General features: G+C 65.7%; 13 protein-coding genes. 4 read left to right on the top strand and 9 right to left on the bottom strand.

Translation table 11 applies throughout. The annotated features are described in order from the left end of the window. Positions 1–186: 186 nt before the first annotated feature. Both ACH46_RS20465 and ACH46_RS20460 read left to right on the top strand, forming a co-directional pair. Positions 187–861, top strand: a complete 675-nt coding sequence (locus ACH46_RS20465; RefSeq protein WP_062394701.1) for a hypothetical protein — start codon at positions 187–189, stop codon at positions 859–861. Then, positions 830–1,939: an XRE family transcriptional regulator gene (locus ACH46_RS20460; protein ID WP_157851116.1), complete on the top strand. Its 1,110-nt coding sequence runs from the start codon at positions 830–832 to the stop codon at positions 1,937–1,939. The genes ACH46_RS20465 and ACH46_RS20460 overlap by 32 nt, the downstream gene beginning before the upstream one ends. Positions 1,940–1,963: 24 nt before the next feature. Here ACH46_RS20460 and ACH46_RS20995 read toward each other — a convergent pair whose 3' ends face one another. The 3 genes from ACH46_RS20995 to ACH46_RS20445 all read right to left on the bottom strand — a co-directional run bounded on the left by ACH46_RS20995 (position 1,964) and on the right by ACH46_RS20445 (position 6,767). Continuing rightward, on the bottom strand, positions 1,964–3,133 hold the full coding sequence (locus ACH46_RS20995) for a restriction endonuclease subunit S (protein ID WP_157851115.1): 1,170 nt from the start codon (positions 3,131–3,133) through the stop codon (positions 1,964–1,966). A gap of 22 nt (positions 3,134–3,155) precedes the next feature. Next, entirely contained in the window at positions 3,156–4,670 is a 1,515-nt protein-coding gene (locus ACH46_RS20450; protein ID WP_082399948.1) for a class I SAM-dependent DNA methyltransferase, read from the bottom strand. 93 nt (positions 4,671–4,763) lie between these two features. Continuing rightward, positions 4,764–6,767 (bottom strand): hypothetical protein, encoded by a 2,004-nt coding sequence (locus ACH46_RS20445; protein ID WP_062394696.1) that lies wholly within the window; start codon positions 6,765–6,767, stop codon positions 4,764–4,766. Between the two features lie 463 nt (positions 6,768–7,230). Here ACH46_RS20445 and ACH46_RS20440 point away from each other — a divergent pair, with 463 nt between their 5' ends. Further along, a complete protein-coding gene (locus ACH46_RS20440; protein WP_062394695.1) occupies positions 7,231–8,292 on the top strand; it encodes a CHAT domain-containing protein in 1,062 nt (353 codons plus the stop codon). 32 nt (positions 8,293–8,324) lie between these two features. Here ACH46_RS20440 and ACH46_RS20435 read toward each other — a convergent pair whose 3' ends face one another. The 6 genes from ACH46_RS20435 to ACH46_RS20410 form a co-directional block, all read right to left on the bottom strand. Next, positions 8,325–8,945, bottom strand: coding sequence for a response regulator transcription factor (locus tag ACH46_RS20435; protein WP_062394693.1), 621 nt, complete (start codon positions 8,943–8,945; stop codon positions 8,325–8,327). Then, positions 8,942–10,069, bottom strand: coding sequence for a sensor histidine kinase (locus ACH46_RS20430; protein WP_062394691.1), 1,128 nt, complete (start codon positions 10,067–10,069; stop codon positions 8,942–8,944). The genes ACH46_RS20435 and ACH46_RS20430 overlap by 4 nt, the downstream gene beginning before the upstream one ends. After that, positions 10,066–10,869, bottom strand: coding sequence for an ABC transporter permease (locus tag ACH46_RS20425; protein ID WP_062394689.1), 804 nt, complete (start codon positions 10,867–10,869; stop codon positions 10,066–10,068). Before ACH46_RS20425 ends, ACH46_RS20430 begins: the two co-directional genes overlap by 4 nt. Continuing rightward, positions 10,866–11,813: an ABC transporter ATP-binding protein gene (locus ACH46_RS20420; protein WP_062395690.1), complete on the bottom strand. Its 948-nt coding sequence runs from the start codon at positions 11,811–11,813 to the stop codon at positions 10,866–10,868. Before ACH46_RS20420 ends, ACH46_RS20425 begins: the two co-directional genes overlap by 4 nt. Further along, the gene (locus tag ACH46_RS20415; RefSeq protein ID WP_062394688.1) at positions 11,810–12,094 is read right to left on the bottom strand and encodes a hypothetical protein; all 285 of its coding nucleotides are present in this window, start codon (positions 12,092–12,094) and stop codon (positions 11,810–11,812) included. The genes ACH46_RS20420 and ACH46_RS20415 overlap by 4 nt, the downstream gene beginning before the upstream one ends. A gap of 134 nt (positions 12,095–12,228) precedes the next feature. After that, positions 12,229–13,779, bottom strand: a complete 1,551-nt coding sequence (locus tag ACH46_RS20410; RefSeq protein WP_082399843.1) for an HNH endonuclease signature motif containing protein — start codon at positions 13,777–13,779, stop codon at positions 12,229–12,231. Positions 13,780–13,928: 149 nt separating this feature from the next. Here ACH46_RS20410 and dinB point away from each other — a divergent pair, with 149 nt between their 5' ends. Beyond that, entirely contained in the window at positions 13,929–15,140 is a 1,212-nt protein-coding gene (gene dinB, locus ACH46_RS20405; protein WP_062394686.1) for a DNA polymerase IV, read from the top strand.

Below are 15,140 nucleotides of genomic sequence, written 5' to 3'. Positions count from 1 at the left end.
ACTGCGTGACATATGATCCGTCGATAAGGGGGGCTATCAATTAGGGAAACACGCGTATTCCTCGCTGCTAGTTGAAGCCCAGAATCTCCGTGCAAGCCTCCTCTAACCTCGGAGATGGTGCGCCTACCTCAGTTTTGTCTGGTTTTGTGCAACAATATGAGGAGTAGAAGACAGTGAGGATCTGACATGTCACAGCCTTGGCAGAACGAGGTACCGCAGACTCTCGTCGTCGGCGAAGACGACGCGGAAGAGTACCTTGGCCGACTCGGAATCACCATCGATCTGGTGCGCCTCGCGGTCGAGCGAGGCGAAGGCCGTGCGATGGAGGCGAGCGGCCCGGAGTACCCGCGTACCGCTGCGGGGCTGTCGCGGTGGATTGAGACCGTCGGGACCTTGCGGCGGGGCCTGGTCGGGGACGGATGGCAGTTGGAGGACGCGGAGAATCGACCGATCTGTGCCAACGCCGAGCGGACGATTCTTGTGGGTGTGCTGGGCGGGACGGCGGCGACTGGGGATCCGGATTCCGAGCTAGGGCCCAAAGCTCAGCGACGCAAGGGACCCGCGACTGATGCGGCGCTCCACGGGCAGTTGGTGCTCTATGTTCGCGCCGACCTCGTCGGTTCTCCCGTCGGCGTCACTCTGAGTGATCCGCCCCCGTCCGGAGCGTGGTTCGTTGTTTACCACCGGGGTGAAACCGGGGTGCAGGTCGAGGTGTCGTATCCCCGAGGGTCGACAGACGGACAGATCGACGGTTGGGTGGTTCGCATTCTGCTGCCACGCTTCACCCCCGACGCTGTCGACGTGTCCCCGCAAGATGTGGGCGGCGGCGATGTTGGATTCGATGTCACGCTTGCCTCCTGACTCCTTCGTTGATCCGGTACGTATCTCCTTGGCGCGGACCCGTCGGGGCCTCACCAAAACGGACCTCGCCAGAGCTCTTGGTGTGACGCCGCGCAGTATCACGCGATACGAGTCCGACGGTGCTCCTGCACACGCAGCGGCGGACCTGGCCGACGCCCTGGGGTTCCCCGCCGAGTTCTTCTTCGCCGCGCCCACCGTCGAGATCGAGCCGGGGCATGTGAACTTCCGTGCGGCGCGCCGGGCGGGGGCTCGACAACGCGCCGCAGCTGTTGCGGCCGGGACGATCGGGATTGAGGTCGACCGCTGGATCAGCGCGCGGTTCAACCTTCCCGAAGTCACGGTGCCGCCACGACTGGAATACGCCCCGGAGCTGGCGGCGCGTGTACTCCGTGGGAACTGGGCGCTCGGTGCCAAGCCGTTGCCGAATGCAGTCCAACTCGCCGAATCGCATGGGGTGCGCGTGTACATGCTGCCCTCGATCGCTGAAGAGGTCGACGCCTTCTCATGCTGGAATGGCGGCGTGCCGTACATCTTCCTGTCGCGTCGTCGGTCGCCGGAACGGATGCGATTCGACGTGGCGCATGAACTCGGTCACCTTGTGATGCATGAGAATCAAGCACTGGACGACGCAGCGCAGGAACGTGAGGCGGACCGGTTCGCGAGCGAGTTCCTGATGCCAAGGGAGGCGTTGCCGACCCAGATCCGGAGCAATCCGACAACGGCCGAAGTCCTGGAAGCGCGTTCGCGACTGAAAGTGTCGGCGATGGCGCTGACCCGCGCACTGCACCAGGCAGGGCGGGTCAGCGACTGGCACTACCGCCAGCTGTGCATCGACCTCTCGGGTCGGGGATACCGGTCGGGTGAGCCCGGCGGTATGCCTGCGCACGAGATGTCCCGAGTGTTCCCCCAAGTCCTAAAGGCGGTGTCCGCGAAGGATATCGCCGCCGATCTGCACGCCCCGCTCGACGATGTGCGGGCGTTGACGTTCGGCGTCGAACTGCACGTGGCGCTCTCGGACCGGGACTCGACGATCGAAGGATCCGAAGCGAATGGGGCGCGCCGACTGAGGCTGGTCTGAGGACAGACCGGCCCGCGCGGTTGTTCAAAGCACTTCGCCGGCACTATCCTCGGCTTGCTTCACCGTGATGCGGCCATCCATGAGGAGCGGGAGGAGCTCGTCACGGGTGCGGGCGAGGGTTTGGTTCTCTGAGCGAAGGCGACCGAGGAGAGATGTCACGGGTTCTGCGAACGCTGTGAACTGATCCAGTTCGGCTTTGTCGGGCCAGCTGAGAACGTAGTCAGCTAGACCTGATGCTTGTACGCGTTGGCGTCCCGATGTGCCGGTCATGGTCTTCGCAGCGTGGTCGCGGAAGTCTGACGATTGCGCGATGAGGAACGGGACGACCGCAGGAACCCCTGGCTTTGGTCGCATCACGATGAACTCAGTCGATCCGGTCCCGGTCTGGCCAGAGTCAAGGAAGTCGACGAGCGCAAGTTTTCCGTTCTCGAAACAGGGGGTGATTCGCGCTAGGAGTGTGTCGCCATTGATGAAGCGGGCACCTGAACGCGGTTCGCGTTCTCCCCAGGAGTCAATCAGAAGAGCGCCTTGGGGTAGTGATTTCATATCGACAAAGGGCGCGGTTGCTCCGTTTGTTCTCATGGTCCTGGGGTTGAGTTGAGCGATCTCATCCAATTCCACGGTTGACGTGGCGGATCGCTGTACCTGAGTCCAGCGGGCATCGAGTAGCTGGCGCACCAACTCGCCAGTGCGACGATTAACGGAAATCTTGTCGTCCAGGGCGCCTAGAACACGAGAAATTGCGGACTGCTCGGACAGCGATACCGCAGGGATCGTCAAATCTGCGAGAATCGTCAGGTTGGTGTGGGGAACGCCGGTTGTAATTGCGTGGTCGAGAATCGACTTCCGAAAAGCTGCGGTGGTACATGCGTAGTAAATGTATCGCGGATCAAACCTGGATTCATCGACTCGGAGCCGCATTTGGCTTTGAGAAACAACGTACTTGTCATAGGGCTCGTCGGGGACGATACTAACCTGGCCGAGAGTGCCGCGTTGCGTGAATATTAGATCGCGTGGGATAGCGGTGTTCTTGATTAAGTCAGCTTTGTACTTATCTGGTGTGACAAATGCAAATTCACCGTCAATTGAACCTGATCGGAGATTTGACCCTCGGATGACCGGAACCCCAGCTTCTGAGTAGTCGGTCGAGACCAAGTCGGAACCGAACGGGCCGCCGATCAATCCGCGATCCATCGCGACATCTCCTAGCCGAACGTTACGCATTCAGATCACCAAGCCTTGCCCGCACCACTGCGTCGAGCCGCACAGACTCATCGAGCGCCGCGGTCAGTTCTTGTGTCAGTCGTACGATCTTGTCGTCGATCGGTTCGGCATCTTCGGGGGTTGGCGCAGCTCCGACATACGGTCCAGGACTCAGCGCGTACTGGGCTTCACGGATCTCCTCCAGCGAGGCGCTCTTGCAGAAACCGGGTACGTCCTCGTAATCGCCGTCTGCGGACGGGCGGCCTCGCCATGTCCGGTAGGTGTTGGCGATCAGCTGGATGTCGTCGTCAGAGAGCGCTCGCTCCACCCGGTCGACCATGTGACCGAGGTGGCGGGCGTCGATGAACAGAACCTGTCGGCTGCGCTCCTGGGATCCGCTGGCGCCCTTGCCCTTCTGTCGAGCAAAGAACCAGACGCACACCGGGATCTGGGTGCCGCGGAACAGCTGGCCGGGGAGTGCGACGATGCACGAGACGATGTCGCCCTCGAGCATCATCTTGCGGATGTCACCCTCGCCGCCGGTGTTCGAGGTCATGGTGCCGTTGGCCATCACAATGCCGGCCTCGCCGGTCGGGGACAGCTTGGACCAGATGTGTTGCATCCATGCGTAGTTGGCGTTTCGAACCGGTGGCACACCGAAGCGCCAGCGATCGTCATCCTCACGGCGAGCCCAGTCCTTGATGTTGAACGGCGGGTTGGCGAGAACGTAGTCCATCGGCACTCCCGGATGGATGTCCCGTGCAAAGGTGTCCTGCCACCGTGAGCCCAGGCCGTGGGTGTCAATGCCATGGATCGCCAGGTTCATCTTCGCAAGTCGCCAGGTTCGCTCGTTGAGTTCCTGGCCGAAAACTGAGATCTTCGTCGGATCCTGGTGGTGCCGTTCCAGGAACTTCTCTGCCTGAACGAACATGCCGCCCGACCCGCAGCACGGGTCGTACACGCGACCTTCGGTGGGCTCCAGAATCTCCACTAGGGTGCGGACCACTGATGCAGGTGTGTAGAACTCTCCGCCGCGCTTGCCCTCGGCCTTGGCGAACTTCTCCAGAAAGTACTCGTACACCTCACCGAGCAAGTCACGTGCGCGGCCGGCTCCCTGTCCCGAGAACTGAACCGAGTTCATCAGGTCGACGAGCTCACCTAGGCGACGTTGATCCATGTTGTCGCGGCCGTACACGGTGGGCAGCGTGCAGGCGAGAGACTCGTTCTCTTCGGCGAGAGTGCGCATCGCGTCGTCGATCAGGTCGCCGACACTCTGCGCGTCGTCCGTCGCCGACGCGGCGATGCCCTTGGCGTTGGCCGCGATGAACGACCAGCGGGCCTTCGGAGCCACCCAGAAGACTCGCTCGGCGCGGTACTCGTCTTGATCTTCCAGCGACTCCCCGATGTATTCGTCTGACTCACCAGCGAGCTCTTCGCGGATCGCGTCCCGTCGCTCGTCGAAGGCATCGGAGACGTACTTGAGGAAGACGAGGCCAAGGACCACGTCGCGGTACTGCGACGCGTCCATCGACCCGCGGAGTTTGTCAGCGGCCTTCCACAGGGTGTCCTTCAAGTCCTTCGCCGACGATGGCGCCTTCTTGTCAGATTTGGCTTTCGCCACTCAGTCCTCCTGTTGATCAGTGGAGCCCGTGGCTCCGGAGTGTGTGATTCGTGTGGTCAAAACACCCGCGGCCACGCCGCGGGCAAGCTCGCTTTGGATGGCATCGAGTGCAGCGGCCTCGGCGGCGATGGCGGCTCTGCGGGTCTCGATTCTCTCCTGGACTCGCATCAGTCCTTCGACCTGGCCGGTCGGTACTGTCCTGAGAACCCATCCTGCGGTGTCGGCACCTGCCTGCTGAGTGATGTCCTCAGCGACAATGTGGGGAACTAACTGGACATCGCTTTCGATGTTGTCACTGCATCGGACGATCCGCGCCGGAGACAGGACCAGGTGTCCACCGGTGCGGTCGACAATCGCGACACGTTGTTTCGTAGGTAGATAGACGACGTCGTTCGGATGGGTGAATCGTGCCCGGGGCGCTGCGCGCTCCAATTCCAGGCGGTCGACCCCGCGGGCATCGAGCAGAGCGTCCCCACGCAACTCTTCGGGCCCGATCACCGCCACGCGCCCAGGGCCCATCGGGGCGATGAGTTCCGTAGGCACCTGGTGTCCCGACAGGCCTCTTGCCAGCCGTGATACGCCGGTAGTGGCTGATCGCCAGGTCCGAACCTTCGGTTTTGAATCCCGTTGGACGGCTTCAAGTTCGATCCCACGCAGCACGGGCACATCGACCTGATCATCGGCTGCCCACACGCGTGCGTGGACCTCACGCCCGTCAAGACTGCTGTCCGAGGTTGGCGCCACACGCATAACGCCCCGTGTCAGCATCGCTCCGGAGTTTCGGGCGGTCCCGCGCAGGTAGCCGTGCTGGCTACTCGCGCGGTCGCCCCGAACCGAAGCGGCGATGTCGGCCGCCAATGTCTGAGTCTCGAACGCGTTCAATTTGTGTTCGGAGTGGTCCGCATAAACGGTGACCGCCGACGCGTCGTCCTCGGCGCGAGACAACACCCAAAGTGCGAGCTGCTTTCGGCTTCCTGACCGCAGCAGTCCACGTGTCAGCGGTGCGGTGTAGCGGAGCGGAGCTACGTACCCTTCGGTGCCAAGGAACAGGCTTCGCCGACTCGTCCTCATCGGCGGCAGGTCGTCGATCAGCAAGGATGCCGGGCCCACCAGTAGGAGTGTGCCTGAGCCCATCTGCAGAGTCAGGTCGTCGAGCCAATCGAAGAACTCGTCGGCATCGTCCATTGTCGCCGAGGCCCACTGCGCGATGACGAGCCCTGCAGCCCAGTCGTCTGAATCCTGAACGACGGACTCGATGCTGGCGTCTGCGGCCAGCAGCGTGCGCCATTGGACCCGATCCGCAAGCGAGGCGCATCGTGAGTCCGCGCATCCATAGACGGGTTGCTCAGCCTCACTGAGCATCTCGGCGGCCGCGCGGACCAGCTCCAAACCGCCGGGGCCTTCAGGGATGACGACACGATCGCTCGTCCGGACGAGTTCGGCGACAATCGAGGCCAGTAGAGTCCGCCCATCGGAAGTCAGTAACTCATCTGTGATGGCTTCGGTATTCCGCTGAACGCGACTTGCTAGGTGGGGAAGCACGTTGGCGGCGCCGAACGCGGCCTCGGAAAGTGTATCGACGACGGGCACGAGATCTGCGCGCTCACGAGCGTTGGCGACGTCGTCGATCGACAACAGTCGATCGTCGGAAATGCCGATGGCGACGTGAGCTGCTTCGATGTCCTCGAGGTCGTGGGCCGTCCCCTTGGTACGTGCAGTGATGAGCAGCAACGCGGACGCTGCCTCAGCGTCGACAACTGCGGCGTCCATCACCGAACTGTGCAATTCGAGGTCCGCAGCCGCGTGCGGATTGTTGCCGAGCTCAGAGAGCTGTAGCCATGTCGCGATCTGGGATGCTGAGAACTCGAAAGTCGAACCGCGGCGTTTCACCGGTGCCGGGAACGCCGTGTCGCCGTCGGCGTAACGCGATCGCCACATGGAGACGACAGCCCGCTGGACGCCGGTGACGTCCGCGATCTGCTGCATCGTGACAGTCGCTTCCATATTCCTCCCTTCGCTCAGAGTTGTTGTTGCCGACGCGGCGCATCGACCCGTCTAGGTTGACACATGTGCAGGTTCACATAGAACGACGGATTGATAAGCCAGCTTATCGTTGTATCACGAATGCGGTGGCGCGGGCGTGGTGAATGGTTGGTACCCACCACCCCACGGACGAGGAACGGAGTGCACCAGTGCGACACAACCAGCGAACACCTCATCTCCAAACCAGGTCTAGGCGGAGCCGCCAGCCGCTCAGCCGATGCACTGCAAGTGGCAAGGTCCGCTTTCGAGATCACTTGGCAGCAGTGCAGGCCCTCCATGCAGCCACGAACTCGCGGGCGGAAGACATCGCTGCCGGTCTACCGACCAGGCGGCGAGAGTGCCGGTCGTACCGATGCCGTGAGTGCAACGGCTGGCACCTGACATCGAAGCCGATGGCGGCGGTAGCCGCAGGAAAGGAAGACAAGTGAGTGCCAATCAGTATCGAGCGCAGCTGCAACGAAAGCGTGAACAGCGGCTCACTGCGGAGAAGAAGGCCGGGGAGTACCGCGCAAAGGAATCCACGAAGCGAGCGGAGGCGGGCAAGGCGCAGAGCGCCGCAACGACGACGCGAAGCGAGTCGACGCGACGTAGCAAGTTGCGGGAGGCCGAGCGGAAGGAGAAGGACACCGCCTCGGCCGGCAAGGAAGCCAATCGTTGGCAGCAGAAGGCTGCAGGCTATGCAAAGGAAGAGTCAACCATCCAAGGACGACTCACACGCGCGGAGAAGTCTGAAGCCGACGAACTGGAGCGTCGCCGCCGCACCGAGCAGCAGCAAGCGGAACGACGGGTGATGGCCGAACGTGCGGACTTCGAGTCCAGGATCGTCGGGGCCGAGCAGGCACTTCGGGCGGTTATGCGTCAGCTACCTGATCCGAAGCCCGAGAAGCTCCGGGTGCTGATGCTTGGTGCGTCGTCGGAAGGCGATCTCCGAATCGGGCGAGAGCAGAAGCGCATCAGCGCGGCCGTCCGGGCTGCCCTTCACCGTGACCAGATCGCCTTGGAGGCACGCCCAGCCGCGACGGCCGCCGACCTCCTCGATGGGATCACCGGGTTTCGTCCCCACATCCTGCACTTCTCCGGGCACAGCGACCATGACCTAATCGTGCTCGAAGACGAGGTCGATGCCCATCACGAAGGTGCGGTTGTCTCAGCGCAGGCGTTCGCGCGAGCAATCCAGGCGACCGACGATCCGCCTGTCTTGGTCGTGCTGAACTCATGCAATTCGGCGTCACAGATCGACGAGCTCGTCTGCCAGGGGATCCCCTTTGCAATCGGGATGGCGGACTCAATCGACGACGGTGATGCGATTGTCTACGCGGCCGCGCTTTACAGCGCAATCGCGAACGGACAGTCGATCAAGTCGTCGCACTTGTCGGGCCAAGCCGCGCTTGCGCTCGCCGGGCTTGAGGGAGCCGACCTTCCGATCCTGGCGTCCGTATCCGATGTCGACCCAGGAGCAGCAGTTCTTGTGTCACCAACGGCCTGACGCGGCGTCCCTAAGGACGTGAGTCTTGTCAGCTAGATCCACCCCAGCTCGCGCGCCTTCACCGCGGCCTCGTATCGGTTGGCGACGCCCAGCTTCGACATCGCCGCCGACAGGTAGTTGCGCGTGGTGCCGGGCGAGAGGTGGGCCCGCTTGGCGATCTCCTCCACGGAGGCGCCGTCGAGGGCGAATTCGAGGACGTCGGCCTCGCGGGCGGTGAGGGCGGAGTCGCCCGCGCTGATCGCCTCGGCCGCCAGCTCGGGATCCACGTAGCGACCGCCGCCGTGGACGGTGCGGATCACCGTCGCGAGCGTGGCCGACGATGCGGTCTTCGGCAGGAAGCCGCGGACGCCGCCGGCGAGCGCGCGTTTCAGGTAGCCCGGTCGACCGTGGCTGGTGACGATCAGAACCCCGGCGTCGGGGGAGAGCTCCAGGACCTTCAAGCCGGTCTCGATGCCGTCGATCCCGGGCATCTGCAGGTCCAGAACCGCGACGGCGGTCGGCTCGCCGGCGTCGACGCGTCGTCGCCACAGGTCCAAGAGTTCCTCGCCGGAGCCGACGTGTGCGATCACCTCGAGGTCGTCCTCGAGACCGAGCATCGTGGCGAGGGCCGAGCGGATCATGGTCTCGTCGTCGGCCATCAGAATCGGAATCATGCGTTCTCCCAGCGGACTTCGAGGATGAAGTGGTGATCGTCGGATCGGGTGTCGAGGGTGCCGCCGACGGCGTGCAGACGGTCGGCGAGGCCGCGGAGACCGGACCGCTCGCCGACGGTCGACGGCGCGCCGTCGTTCCGGAGCGTGAGTCCGGAACCGCCGAGCGCGAGCGTCGCGGTCGTGGCCGACGAGTGTCGAACGATGTTAGTGGTGCCCTCGCGGACCACCCAGGCGGCGGCCTTGTGGAACCGCGCGGGAACGCTGTCGGGGCTGCCCTCGATCGTGAGAGTGCAGCCCGCGGCCTCCAGTAGCGACTGGGCGCCGGTGACTTCGGCGGCGAGGTCGATGCCGCGGTAGCCGCGGACCAGGGTGCGCATCTCCTCCATCGATTCGACGGCGAGCGCCTTCACCTCGTCCATCTCGGCGGCGGCCCGCTCGGCGTTGCCGGGGCTGCGCGCGAGGCGTGACGCCAGCTCGCTCTTGACAGCGATCGCGGAGAACGAGCGGCCGACCACGTCGTGCAGGTCGCGGCCGAACCGGAGGCGTTCCTCGGCCACCTTCAACTGCGCCTCGGTGCGACGAGCCTCGTCGAGCCCGTCGACGATCCGCAGCGTCCACAGGGAGGCGAGGGTGGTGCCGATCATGAACGCGCCGATCGCGAACTGAACTGCGACGCCGATGAGGGGTCTGCTCTCGTAGCCGTACCCGAAGGTCGTGGCGGCGGAGACGACGAGGAGGACCGCCCAGCGGAAACGGAGGAACGGCAGCAGCGCGAGCGCGGCGACGACGACCGTGAAGACCCCGACGATCCGGGCCGTGTCACTCGCACCGGTGTGGGCGCCGATCAGGCCGGCGATCCACGATCCGATCAGGATCAGGGTGCCGAGGATCAGCAGGCGGCGGTCGCGGACCGGGTCGGTGGATCCGGTCAATTCGGGGCGGCCCTGGAGGGCGATGACGCCGCCGATCGAGGAGGCCACGGCGAGCAGGCCGATGCTGTCGCGTGAACTGACGAACCAGAAGAGCGCGAGTCCGAGCAGCACGCCTTGGAGCGTCACCCGCGTGTAGATCCGGTACTTCGCCGGCCCGGACAGACGCTGCCAGCGGGCCGGCGTCAGGGTCATCCGCGATCGTCCCAGCGGAAGCACTTGTAGACGAGTGCGATCGAGACGATTGTCCATACCGCCAGTGTGACAACCGGCTGACCGATCTCGCTGAACGACCCGGCGAAGTCGGCCGCGGGCGCGTCGGTTCCGGCGATGGCGGTCTTGCCCGCGGCACCGAGATTCATCAGGTCGCTGACGGCGGCGAAGGGCGTGTAGCCGAGGAGTTCACCTGCGCGGTCCGGGAGGATGGCGCGGATGTTGCCCGACCCGACCATCGCGAGGGCGATCACCGGAAGTGACGTGATCTGTGCGGCCTCGGCGTTCTTGGTGAAGGCGCTCGTGGCGAGGGCGAGGAGGGTGAAGACGATGCTGCCGACGGCGAGGCCGCCCACCATCAGGATCGGATTCACCGGTGCGGGCGCGCCGAAGCCGTAGACCACGGCGGCGACGACGATCGCGGTGGCGGTCGTGACGGCGACGCCGGGCATGGCCGGGGCGGTGAGGATCTGCCAGTCGGTGGCCTCTCCGGTGCGGAGTCGCTTGAGGACGCCTTCGCCGCGACGGGTCGTCACCAACGACAGCACCGTGTAGAACTGCACGAACATCAGCGCGAACAGGGCGTACATGTCGAAGGTGCCGCCGACTGATTCCGGGGTGATGCCGGACCGCTTGGTCAGCAGGAACATGCCGAGCGGCATCACCACCGGGAAGACGAGTGCGGTGACGACGAGGGTCTTGTTGCGTCGGAACTGGGTGAACTCGGCGGTGGCGAGTGCGGCGAGGGGGCGACGGCGGAACTCCGTCAGCGTGGTGGTCACGAGAGTGCTCCGATCGGTTCGGCGGTGTCGGGCGTCTGGTCGTCGCCCGTGTTGTCGTCGGCGATGTCGAGGAAGACCGACTCCAGCGAGGCGGCGCGGGCGGCCAGGCCTTCGAGGTGCAGGTTGTTGGCCTGCGCCCACGACAGCAGTTCCAGCAGGTGTGCCTGCAGCTGGTGCGTATTGATCTCGACCCGCGCACCGGCGTCGATGTGTGCTGCCGACAGCTGCGGCAGGGTGAGGCCGGGGTGGTCGAAGGAGATGGTGGCGGGATGGTCGGCGACGATGTCGCGGAGCGTGCCCTCCCGGCGGATCTCGCCGGCGTGCATGATCGCGATCCGATCGGCGAGTTCTTCGGCCTCGTCGAGGTAGTGGGTGGTGAGGACCATCGTCACGCCCGACGCCTTCAGCTCTGACAGCAGTTTCCAGGTGGCGCGGCGGTTCTCGGGGTCGAGGCCGGTGGTCGGCTCGTCGAGGAACAGCAGCTTGGGCTGCCCGAGGAGTGCGCAGGCGAGGTCGACGCGTCGCTGCTCACCGCCGGACAGCGAGCCGACGCGCACGTCGGCGCGGTCTTCGAGATGGACCTTGCCGAGAACGTCGTCGACGGTCGTCGGGTGGGTGCACGTCCCGCGCCACATCTGCAGGGTCTCGACGACCGTCAACTCGGCGGGCAGCCCGCCGGACTGCAGCATGATGCCGATGTCGGGGCGGACGGACTTCCGGTCACGGACGGGGTCGAGGCCGAAGACCTCGATGGTGCCCTCGTCGACCTTCGCCAGACCCTCCAGCAGGTCCAGCGACGACGTCTTGCCCGCACCGTTGGTGCCCAGCAGGGCGAAGACCTCGCCGGGATGCACGTCCAGGTCGATGCCCCGGACCGCGTGGTACGCGTCCTTGCCGTGTCCGTACCAGCGATGGACACCGCGCGCGGAGATGATCGGGCTCATCGGGTGGCCCACTTGGTGCGTGTGCCGATGGCCCAGCGGATGCCGAACATGATCGCGACCAGGACGACGGCGGCGATCATGAACCCGACGGCGGGCTTCACGATCACGAAGACGATCGCGATCAGCAGGAGGGTCACCGCGTGGACGAAGAGCTCGCGGGACTGCGTCGGTGCGGGGCCGAATCGGCAGCAGTCCATGAAGAGGTCGTGGAGGGAGGCGTCGCGAAGACCTGCCTCGGGCCGGGGGCGGTTGGTGTCGGGGTGCTGTGCCGTGGAGTTCATGCCTTCAACTCTCGCCGGATGCGGCGGCACCCAGTAGTGCGCCGAGTCATCGCTTCGCGTGGGTTCTGCACGGGTTCGACATGACAGATGTCATCGTCGGGCAACGGCTCCTGCCCGCTGCCTGACCGGGGTGGTCAGGCAGCGGGTGGGAACTGCAGGTCCGTCGCGCGCAGGGGCGTGGCGGGGTGGCCTGCGAGCAGGTGCAGGAGTTGGTACTCCGCTGGGGAGGTCCGCCCGGTGGGAGGATCTGCGGTCGGTGGTGGCCGGCGGAGTGGGAGGTCCGCGTAGTGGATGGGGTTGACCGCGGGCGGGAGGTCGCGGTCGGCGGGTTTCCAGCCGACGCGGCCGGCGTCGTCGCCTGCTTGGGTGTCGAGGATGTGGGTGTCCCAGCGGGCGGGGCCGGTGCTGGCGGCGCGGTTGTGGCCGCCGCATGCGGCGCCGAGGTGGTCGATGTCGGTGGGGCCGCCGTGTTGCCAGTCGGGCATGTGGTGGGCCTCGGTCTGGGAGAAGGGGCGGTCGCAGCCGGGGGCGGTGCAGCCGCGGTCGCGGCCGAACAGGGCCAGGCGTTGGGCCTTGGAAGCGAATCGCTTGCCGCGCCCGAGGTAGAGGACTTCGCGGGTGGCCCCGGCGAATACTTCGAGGTAGGGGACGGCGTCGGCGGCGAAGTCGACCAGGGCGCTGACTGGTAGGCGGGTGCCGGTGGCGGTCAGGGCGATGCCGGTGCCGGTGGCGAGGTCGGTCAGGTCGGCGGTGATGACCAGCGAGCTGGAGAGCTTGCCCGGGGCGCCGAGCGCCTGGTGGGTGAGGGCGAAGTCCAGGAGGGCTTCGAGGGCGTCGTGGTTGCGCTGGCCGGGTGAGCGCAGGTCCCGCTGGGCGGCGGCTTCGCGGGCGGCGGGGTCGATGCCGGGGGCATCGCACGCCCCGTGCAGGGAGTCGGGGTCGTCCGGGTTGTTGAACCCGGGCGCGGCCCAGGCGGTGAGGATGAGGTCGAGTTTGGCGCGGACCTGCGGGGTGAGGCAGGCGGTGAGCTTGGACATCAGGCGCACGTCCTGGTGGGCCAGGGTCAGTTCGCGGGTCCGTTGCCGGTCGCGTTCATCGGTGGCCTGGCCGTCGGGGTCGAGGTGGGCCAGGAGGCGGTGGCCGACCTTGCGTAGTTGGTCGGGGGCCAGAGTGCGGGCGGCCTGGGCGAGGTGGGTTTCGGCGTCGGCGACGATGTCGGCGGGAACCCGGTCGGGGATCAGCCGCATGACGTCGGTGATGACCAGGACGTGGGCTGCGGAGACGGCACCGTCGGCCAGGGCCGCCGCGGTGGCCGGGAGGACCGGGTCCAGGACCTCACCGCGGAGGTTGGACAGCCGCCCGACCTTGGCGGCGGCCAGGGTGCGGCGCTTGACTTCGCCGGGGGCGAGGCGCAGGCCGAAGCCGAGGAATTGGTTGAGTCGGATCCAGCCGGCTTTGCGGTAGGCGGCGCGGTCGGAGACGGCGGTGATGATCTGCGCGTCGGCGGCGTCTGCGACGCGGCGGGCCTGTTCGGCGGTTTCGGCGACGGTGACCAGCTCGTCTTCGGTGAGGGCGTCGAGGTTCGCCGTGCGGAGGGCTTCGGTGACGCCCACCAGCAGCTGAGCCAGGGCGACGGGGTCGTCGGGAAGCTCGACCGACGAGGGCGTGGACTGCGGTGCGGGCATCGGGTGAACCTCCCTTCGAAGTCGCTCGTACGTTCCTTGATGATGTGATCTATATTACTCAACTATTCACCCCGGTCAAGGGATTTATCGAAAATCTTTTCGAGGGGTTTTGCGGCGAGGATGTCGTACCCGAGTGGCATCATGCGGCCATGAGGATCGAAGCGGGCAACCGGCAGCAGGCGTCGATTCTGCATGCCGATCTCGATTCCTTCTACGCCTCGGTGGAGCAGCGCGACGATCCCTCGCTGAGGGGCCAGCCGGTGCTCGTCGGCGGTGGGGTCGTCGTGGCGGCGAGCTACGAGGCGAAGGCGCTCGGTGTGCGGTGTCCGATGCCCGGACACGAGGCGCGTGCGCTGGCACCGCGCGCGGTGACGGTGAGCCCCCGGTTCGAGGCCTATACGCAGGCCAGCCGAGACGTCTTCGGCATCTTCCACGACGTCACGCCACTCGTCGAAGGGATCTCCGTCGACGAGGCGTTCCTCGATGTCGGTGGTCTCGGAAAGATCAGCGGCACACCGGTGTCCATCGCCCGGCGGTTGCGTGAACGGGTGCGCGACGAGGTCGGCCTTCCGATCACGGTGGGTGTTGCCACCAGCAAGTTCGTCGCGAAGGTTGCGAGCGCCGCGGGCAAGCCCGATGGACTGCTGCACGTCACGGCGGGCAAGGAGATCGAGTTCCTGCACCCGCTGCCGGTCCGGCGCCTGTGGGGTGTCGGAGCGAAGACCGAACAGCGCTTGCACGATGCAGGCATCGACACCGTCGGGCAGATGGCGTCGCTCGGCGAGGAACGGCTGAGCGCGCTGCTCGGACGCGGCACCGGGCGCCACCTGTACTCGCTCGCGATGGCGCACGACCCGCGTCGTGTCACGACCGGAAAGCGACGGAGCTCGATCGGGGCCCAACGTGCACTCGGCAGAAGAGTGAAATCCGAAGCCGACATCGAAGCGACCCTGGTCGCCATCGTCGACGGTCTGGGAAGGCGCCTCCGATCAGCCGACCGCCTGACCCGAACCATCGTGCTGCGCTTGCGATTCCATGACTTCGAACGCGTCACGCGGTCCCGCACCTTGTTCGAGCCGACCGACGGCACCGAGACGATTCTCGCCACCGCGCGGGGTCTGCTCGACGAGGCGATGCCGTTGATCCGCGAGCGTGGCTGCACGCTGATCGGACTGTCGCTGACCAACCTGTCCGATCACAGCGCCGTCCAGCTGGCCATCCCGTTCGACGGCGACGACCACGCCGGGGAACTCGATGTCGCGATCGACTCCCTCCGCACCCGCTTCGGAAAGGGCGCGGTGACGCGCGGCGTCCTGGTGGGACGCCGCGCGATGCCGGATACGCCGATGCTGCCGGACTGA

The sequence above is a fragment of the Gordonia phthalatica genome (assembly GCF_001305675.1).
Classification (GTDB): Bacteria; Actinomycetota; Actinomycetes; order Mycobacteriales; family Mycobacteriaceae; genus Gordonia; species Gordonia phthalatica.
This window is presented reverse-complemented; position numbering and strand designations above follow the sequence as displayed.